Origin of the sequence: Mycobacterium sp. (assembly GCF_035499775.1) — a bacterium.
Classification (GTDB): domain Bacteria; phylum Actinomycetota; class Actinomycetes; order Mycobacteriales; family Mycobacteriaceae; genus Mycobacterium.
Map to the genome: position 1 here is coordinate 1 of NZ_DATJYB010000137.1, position 5913 is coordinate 5913.

The 5913-nt window shown below is 67.0% G+C and carries 8 protein-coding genes and 2 pseudogenes; 6 read left to right on the forward strand and 4 right to left on the reverse strand.

Annotated features, from left to right (window positions below; genetic code table 11):
• Window positions 1–276: molybdopterin-binding protein (locus VML93_RS09400; protein ID WP_325609953.1), on the reverse strand; the 276-nt coding region annotated here is incomplete at its 3' end.
• Between the two features lie 74 nt (window positions 277–350).
• Between VML93_RS09400 and VML93_RS38535 the strand changes: the two are divergent.
• From VML93_RS38535 to VML93_RS09410, 3 genes and pseudogenes are all read left to right on the forward strand, one after another.
• A pseudogene (locus tag VML93_RS38535) lies at window positions 351–680 on the forward strand (hypothetical protein); the annotation flags it as partial.
• An 8-nt stretch (window positions 681–688) separates the two neighbouring features.
• Window positions 689–871: a hypothetical protein gene (locus tag VML93_RS38540; RefSeq protein ID WP_414686315.1), complete on the forward strand. Its 183-nt coding sequence runs from the start codon at window positions 689–691 to the stop codon at window positions 869–871.
• Between the two features lie 560 nt (window positions 872–1431).
• Window positions 1432–1923 (forward strand): macro domain-containing protein, encoded by a 492-nt coding sequence (locus tag VML93_RS09410; RefSeq protein ID WP_325609941.1) that lies wholly within the window; start codon window positions 1432–1434, stop codon window positions 1921–1923.
• A gap of 5 nt (window positions 1924–1928) precedes the next feature.
• Here VML93_RS09410 and VML93_RS09415 read toward each other — a convergent pair whose 3' ends face one another.
• Window positions 1929–2225, reverse strand: a complete 297-nt coding sequence (locus VML93_RS09415; protein ID WP_325609944.1) for an MTH1187 family thiamine-binding protein — start codon at window positions 2223–2225, stop codon at window positions 1929–1931.
• Window positions 2226–2255: 30 nt separating this feature from the next.
• Between VML93_RS09415 and dtd the strand changes: the two genes are divergently transcribed.
• The 3 genes from dtd (at window position 2256) to VML93_RS09430 (ending at window position 4464) form a co-directional block, all read left to right on the forward strand.
• Complete coding sequence (dtd, locus tag VML93_RS09420; RefSeq protein ID WP_325609946.1) at window positions 2256–2687, forward strand: D-aminoacyl-tRNA deacylase; 432 nt, start codon at window positions 2256–2258, stop codon at window positions 2685–2687.
• 64 nt (window positions 2688–2751) lie between these two features.
• Window positions 2752–3666, forward strand: a complete 915-nt coding sequence (locus VML93_RS09425) for a class I SAM-dependent methyltransferase (protein WP_325609948.1) — start codon at window positions 2752–2754, stop codon at window positions 3664–3666.
• A gap of 9 nt (window positions 3667–3675) precedes the next feature.
• Window positions 3676–4464 (forward strand): HAD-IB family hydrolase, encoded by a 789-nt coding sequence (locus VML93_RS09430; protein WP_325609950.1) that lies wholly within the window; start codon window positions 3676–3678, stop codon window positions 4462–4464.
• Here the strand turns inward: VML93_RS09430 and VML93_RS09435 are convergent.
• A complete protein-coding gene (locus VML93_RS09435) occupies window positions 4461–5486 on the reverse strand; it encodes an alcohol dehydrogenase family protein (RefSeq protein WP_325609951.1) in 1026 nt (341 codons plus the stop codon). The two genes, VML93_RS09430 and VML93_RS09435, sit on opposite strands and share 4 nt — an antisense overlap.
• A gap of 10 nt (window positions 5487–5496) precedes the next feature.
• A pseudogene (locus VML93_RS09440) lies at window positions 5497–5913 on the reverse strand (4-hydroxyacetophenone monooxygenase); the annotation flags it as partial.

A 5913-nucleotide genomic window follows, 5' to 3' on the forward strand; every position in this document is an offset into this window, starting at 1 on the left:
GCGGCCGCAGAAGCGGGCGACGACCTCGACGGTCATGTCGTCGGCCGTCGGACCCAGGCCGCCGCTGGTGATGATCAGGTCCACGCCCTGCTCGGCGAGGAACCGCAGCTGCGCCTCGATGTCGGCCGGGCGGTCGCCGCAGATCGTGATATGGGCCAGTTCGACGCCCAGCTCCAGTAGCCGATCTGCGATCCAGGGGCCGTTTCGGTCCTGGACCCGCCCAGTGAGAACTTCGGTTCCGGTGACCACGATGCCCGCGCGTGCGCTCACCGGCATGAGCCTACGCATGGATGAATTAGCCTGAGCTCGTGGCGGAGGCTGCGCGGACTCGCTACGCCAAGTGCGGCGACATGGACATCGCCTATCAGGTGCTGGGCGACGGCCCGGCCGATCTGCTGATGTTTCCGGGGCCGTTCGTCCCGATCGACTCGATCGACGACGAGCCGTCGCTGTACCGCTTCCACCGGCGGCTGGCGTCGTTCTGCCGGGTGATCCGGTTCGACCATCGGGGTGTCGGTCTGTCGTCGCGGATGCTGTCGATGGACACGCTCGGGCCGCAATACTGGGCCGAGGACGCGATCACGGTGATGGACGCGTGGTGGGATCTGGCAGGTGACCGTGCCGGGCCGCCGACCATGGCCCGTGCAGTGTCAAAGGCCGTCGCGGAAAGCGACGTACGGGCGGCGCCTTGAAAAATGACGTCGCCGGCGTGGCGGTGCACATCGGTGCGCGGGCGGCACTGGCGGGTCCGACCGAGGTGCTGGTGTCCTCGACGGTGCGGGACATCGTGACCGGGTCGCGGCGGACGTTCGCCGACCGCGGTAAGCACGAACTCAGGGCGTGCCAGGGCGCTGGCGGGTATATGGCCTAGTGCGCGAGGAGGCGTACGTGACGCCCTGCTGCTTGGGCCGTTGAGTGTGAATCCTCGACTTTGCGTGTGAAGCCCGGGCGTTGGCAGTGAAGCCTGGGCGGAGAAAAATGCGGCGGCCGGATCACCGCCCTGGGCTCACGCGCAAAGCCGTAGCTTCACGCCCAACGTCTAGCCGCCGGGTTGGCCGGGTTGGCCGGGTTGGCCGGGTTGGCCGGGGGCTCCGCCCTGACCGGGCTGACCGCCTTGTCCGCCTTCTCCGCCCTGACCGGGTTGGCCGCCCGGGCCGGGTGCCCCGCCGCTTCCGCCGTCTCCGCCTCGGCCGCCGTCTCCGCCTCGGCCTCCGTCTCCGCCTCGGCCTCCGGCACCGCCGGTCATGCCGTCTTCACCGATGTCGAACTGGACTGACGGGCTATTGGCATGCCTTCTCCTCCCACCCGGTGGTGTACATCGGCTTAGAGTAGCCGCGAGCAGAGTTCGCTGTGCGGGGCATGCAGCGGGCACGGTGGTGTCCAGGGCTCCGCCGCGGGAATGTCCAACGGGGGCTGCGCGACAATGAGCGGATGATCGAGTTAGAGGTATTGCAGTCCGACGTGACCAAACTCGAGGTCGACGCGATCGCCAACGCGGCCAACACCCAACTGCGACACGGCGGGGGCGTCGCTGCGGCGATCTCGCGCGCCGGCGGTGCCGAGGTGCAGCGTGAATCGACCGAGAAAGCGCCGATCGGGCTCGGCGAGGCGATCGAGACCACCGCCGGTGACATGCCGGCGCGCTACGTGATCCACGCGGCGACGATGGAGTTGGGCGGCCCGACTTCAGCGGAGATCATCGCTCGAGCCACGGCTTCTACCCTGCAGAAGGCCGACGAACTCGGTTGCCGGTCGCTGGCGCTGGTGGCGTTCGGCACCGGCGTCGGCGGATTCCCGCTCGAGGATGCCGCCCGGCTGATGGTTGACGCCGTCCGGCAGCACGAGGGCAGCTCGTTGCAGCGGGTCGTGTTTGCTGTGCACGGCAACGAGGCCGAGCAGGCTTTCCGCGCGGCGGCGGAGTAGCTCAACTAGAGGTAACGCTCGACGGATTCGACTTTGTGCGTCATCGCGTCGACGGCCCCAACGCGCCAGTCCGCCTTGATCACCGTGCTGACCCGGGGCGCACGAGCCGCAACAGCCTCCACCGCGCGCTGCACGACCGCCATCACCTCTTCCCAGGTGTCGCCTTCGATCACGGTGAACATCGAATCCGTCTTGTTGGGCAGGCCGGAATCGCGAACCACCCGAACCGCTTCAGCGACGATCTCTCCGACGCCCTCGCCCACCCCCATCGGCGTGACCGAAAACGCGACCAGCACAGACATCCATCGAGCCTACCTGGCAGCATCGAGCCCATGCGGGTTCTGGTGCAACGGGTTTCATCAGCGTCGGTGTCGGTCGACGGCGAGGTGGTCGGCGCCATCCGGCCAGACCGTCAGGGTCTGCTCGCGCTGGTCGGGGTCACCCACAGCGACGATGCCGGCAAGGCGCGGCGGCTCGCTGAAAAGCTTTGGAATCTAAGGATTCTCACCGACGAACAGTCCGCCGCCGATGTCGACGCGCCGATCCTGGTGGTAAGCCAGTTCACGCTCTACGCCGACACCGCGAAAGGCCGTCGGCCGTCTTGGAACGCGGCCGCTCCGGCCGCGGTCGCCGAGCCGCTGGTGACAGCGTTCGCCGAGGCGCTGCGCGGGCTGGGGGCCCATGTCCAGACCGGCGTCTTCGGCGCGAACATGCAGGTCGAATTGATCAACGACGGACCAGTAACGGTGTTTCTGGAGCTGTGAGCGTGCCGCTGCGCGTACTTTGGTTGGTGCGGCCAGGCAACGTCGCGTTCGAACGGGAGGGCACATGACATCCGCGTCGCCTGGGTTCGGATCGCTTCGTTCCGACGACGACCACTGGGACATCGTCAGTGGCGTGGGTTATACCGCGCTGCTGGTGGCGGGCTGGCGCGCGCTGCACGCGTTGAGCCGGCAGCCGCTGGTTCGCGACGAATACGCGCAGTATTTCATCGAAGCGTCACAGGACCCGTTTTTGTTGCGCGTCCTCGCCAATCCCGGTTCCTCCGAGGACGAGACAGCCTTCCCCCGTCTTTACGGGGTTCAGACCCGGTTCTTCGACGATTTCTTTCGGGACGCCGCCGACGCGGGCCTGCGACAGGCCGTGATCATCGCCGCCGGATTGGACTCCCGCGCCTATCGCCTTGAATGGCCGCACGGCACAACGGTTTTCGAAGTCGACCTGCCCAAAGTCCTGGAATTCAAGGCGCACGTGCTCGACGAGCGGGGCGCCACACCCAAAGGCGATCGGCGCGAAGTCGCGGCAGACCTGCGCACCGATTGGCCAACGCCGTTGAAGGCGGCCGGATTCGACCCACGACAACCGAGCGCCTGGTCGGTCGAGGGAGTGTTGCCCTACCTGACCGACGACGCACAAACCGCGCTCTTCACCCGAATCAGCGAGCTGTGTGTGCCGGGTAGCCGAATCGCCATTGGTGCGTTGGGATCACGCTTACACCGCGAGCAGCTCGCCGCCCTGGAAGCCGACCACCCCGGGGTCAATGTGTCAGGTGATGTGGACTTCTCCGCGCTCACCTACGAGGCCAAGTCCGACCCCGCGCAGTGGCTGGCCGCGCACGGATGGACCGTCGAACCCCTCCGCAACACAATGGATTTGCAGGCCGGCTACGGGATGACGCCGCCGGAGGTCGACGTGAAGATCGACGGCTTCATGCACTCGCAATACATAACCGCGACGCGGTGAGGTGTCGAGATGGTAACGGTCACTAGATTCTCTCCCCGCGATGCCATGGCGGAGATCGGCGCCAGTTCACCCGGACCCGGCGTCGGTGCCTTCTTCGACCTGGACGGCACGCTGGTCGAAGGCTTCACCGCGGCGGTTCATGTCAGTGACCGGATCCGGCGGCGGCAAGCTGGGATTGGCGAACTGCTCGGGGTGTTCGAAGCCGCGCTGCGCTACAAATTCGGTCGAATGGAATTTGAACGTCTGATCATCCGGGCGGCAGGTTATATGCGCGGCGAGCTCCTTGCCGAGCTCGACGATCTGGGTCAGCGGCTGTTTGTGGAACGTGTTGCCCCGCGGGTCTATTCGCACATGCACGAGATAGTGCAGGCGCATCAGGAGCGCGGGCATACCGTGGTGCTGAGCTCGTCGGCGCTGTCCATCCAGGCCCTACCCGTTGCCCGCTTCCTCGGCATTTCCAACGTGCAGTGCAACCATTTCGAGCTAGACGAGCGCGGACGGCTGACCGGCGGCATCGTCAAACCCATTGTCTGGGGAACGACGAAGGCCGCCGCCGTCCGGCAATTCTGTGCCGACAATGACGTTGCGCTGCAACATAGCTACTTCTACGCCGACGGCGACGAGGATGCGGCCTCGATGACGCTCGTCGGCTGCCCGCGCCCGGTGAACCCGCGCTCGGGTCTGGCCGCCGCGGCCGCCGCGCACGGATGGCCGGTGATGTGCCTGGCCTCGGGTCGGCGCGGGCCGGTGCGACGATTACGCCATCTGGCCAGACACGTTCGGCGGCAGCCGGATTAAGGCCTGAGCAGGACTTTCACGCTGTCGCCCGACCGCGACCCCGCGGTCGCATACCCTTTGGCCGCCTCCTCCAACGGCAGTGTGGTGGTGAAGATGCCGTCGATATCGAGTCGCCCGGACTGAAGCAGCGGGATCAACTCCGGCCAGGTGCGTGGCACCGGCGCCAGGGTCATGCGCAGCGTGATGCTGCGCAACAGGCTGCCCAGGGCCGGGAACGGGAACGGTTGCAGATCGTGCACTCCGACAACTGAGACGGTGCCCCCGGGCCGCACCGCGTTGAGCGCGTCGGTCATGGACGCGTCGGTGGCGACGGCGTCGATCACCGAGTCGGCGCCGCGCCCGCCCGTCGCCGCCAGAATCGCTTCGGCGGCCGGCGTTTTGATCGGTGTGGCACCCCACTTGGCGGCGCGCTCCAAGCGCCCGGCGACTCGGTCGACCGCGAAAACCTGTGCGGCGCCTTGGGCAAACGCGCTGCGCAGCGCGCACAGGCCGACCGCTCCCAGACCGATCACGGCGACCGTGCCCCCGAACGGAAGGTCGGACCGCTGGGCCGCAGCCCAGCCGGTGGCGAGGTTGTCGGTCAACAGCAGCGCCTGCTCGGTGCTGATACCTTCGGGAATCTTGAGTACCAGGAAGTCGGCGGCGGGCACGGCGAGCAGATCGGCCTGCGCGCCGGCCAGCACACCGCCGCCGAAGATCTGCGGGCCCGAGGAACACAAGACCGGGTCGCGGGTGGCGCACCCCGGGCAGACGCCGCAGCCGGCCACCGCCGAGACCATAACCAGGTCGCCGACTTTGACGGTGCGCACCTGCGGCCCGGCCTCGACGACGGTGCCGATCGCTTCGTGGCCGAGCGACACCGGTTCGCCGAACGGATATTCGCCCTCGTAGAAATGCAGATCGGAGCCGCAGATAGCGGTCGCCGTCACCTCGACGATCACTCCGTCGGGACCGGGAAGTTCGGGGTCGGGACGCGTTTCGACCCGGACCTCGCCGGGCCGTTCGATGACTACCGAGCGCATAGTGGCGTGCTCACTTTCTTTGTCGCGCTGACTCTTTGTGTCGCACCAGAAATTGTGACCAGTCGGGCCGGCGAACCGCGGCCCAGTACTCGTGGAGGCGCCACGGGCTGACGGTGTGGATCTCCCCGTCGGCGTTCTTGAAGTACGAGTGTTTGACGGCGGGATGCGACCACACCATCTGCTTGATCTCGGCCTGTGTTCGTTGATGCCAGGCGGTGGCGGCCTCGGCGGTCGGCTCCAGACAATGCAGGTTGTGCTCCGCCAGATGCTGCAGACACTGGTCGATGTAGCGCATCTGGAGTTCGGACTGGAAGATCAGGCTGCCGCCGTGGGCGAGATGTGTTCCGGGCCCGTAGACGATGAAGAGGTTGGGGAATCCCGGAACGGTGACGCCAAGGTAGGCGTACGGACGTGACCCCCACATCTC